The following is a 1,225-nucleotide window of genomic DNA, read 5'->3' on the forward strand; positions in this document are numbered from 1 at the left end:
CTTGTGCGATACGCGCAGACAGTAGGCTCAAGTTGGTTGTCTTCGCTTCGTCAATCAGTGCTTGTGCTGACTCAGAAGAGCGGCTTGCAGAGAAACGAGCAGTATCCAGTACGTTTAGGTTTTTATGCTCTTGACCTGTGATTTCACGTAGCGATTCGTAGCTATTGATCAGGTCATTTTCTGCCAACACTTCATCTGCTAGTACTGCATCGTACTGTGCTTGTGCATCGTGCACGTCAGTAATGGCGGATAAACCCACTTCAAAACGTTGCTTGGTTTGTTCTAGCTGACGGCCAACCGCTGCTTTTTCTGCGCGAACGAATACTAGGTTATCTTTTGCTCGCAGTACTTCGAAGTAAGCTTGAGAAACGCGAAGGATAAGGCCTTGTTGCGTCGCCGCGTATGTTGCATCTGCACGACGAGCGGTTTTCTCTGCGGTGTCTAGCGTGATCCAAGATGCGCGGTTGTATAGCTCTTGCGAGAAGCCAACACCCGCAGAGAGCACGTTTTGGTCGTTGTCACGATCTAGCCTTAAAGCAGAATTTTTGTCGTAGTCAGTCTCACCACGGGCAATATCGTAACCCGCAGTTAAGTTGATTTGTGGTAGTAAGGCACTGCGGCTAGAGTTGATGGCTTCAAAAGCTTGATCACGCTGCGCTGCTACACTGAGCAATTGAGGGTCGTTTTGTTTTGCTAAGTCATAGATTTCAGCAAGAGAGTCTGCCCATGCAGAAGTGCTCATACTGCCAAGCGCTACACTGATAAATAGTGGAAGCAGTTTTTTCATTTTCCATTCCCGCGGTCTATAGATTGGTTAATTCTCACTTGATGTTCCTCTCGGTCGTGGCACCAACGATGAAACCTTCCTAGAGGCATTTAAAGAGGTCGTTGAAATGGCGGTGAACATACACCGTCCCGACATGGTAATTTATGATGCAGGTGTCGATATTCATACCGACGATGAATTAGGCTATTTCAAGGTCTCGACCGAGGGGATATTTGAGCGAGATCGCTTCTTAATGCAGCTGATGAAAGACAAAGATATTCCCGTTGCAGCCGTCGTTGGTGGTGGGTACCGAAGTGAACATGCGGATTTGGTACCGATTCATATGCAGCTTATCGATGCAGCAGAAAGTGTTTATAAACGCCGTTAAATGCCCGTTGCTTGTTAAAGGCGAGGATTTGATGCCTCGCCTTTTTATTTGTAGGGGGACAAGTCGACGAC

General features: G+C 47.4%; 1 protein-coding gene and 1 pseudogene. One reads left to right on the forward strand and one right to left on the reverse strand.

Going from position 1 to position 1,225, the window contains the following annotated elements; translation table 11 throughout:
• The coding region (locus AND4_RS19130) for a TolC family protein (protein ID WP_009844638.1) at positions 1-787 on the reverse strand (787 nt) is incomplete at its 3' end.
• Positions 788-824: 37 nt separating this feature from the next.
• On the opposite strand from AND4_RS19130, the pseudogene AND4_RS19135 reads away from it, so the two are divergent.
• Positions 825-1,154: pseudogene (locus AND4_RS19135) on the forward strand (histone deacetylase); the annotation flags it as partial.
• Positions 1,155-1,225: the final 71 nt, after the last annotated feature.

Origin of the sequence: Vibrio sp. AND4, assembly GCF_000171815.1 — a bacterium.
Taxonomy (GTDB): domain Bacteria; phylum Pseudomonadota; class Gammaproteobacteria; order Enterobacterales; family Vibrionaceae; genus Vibrio.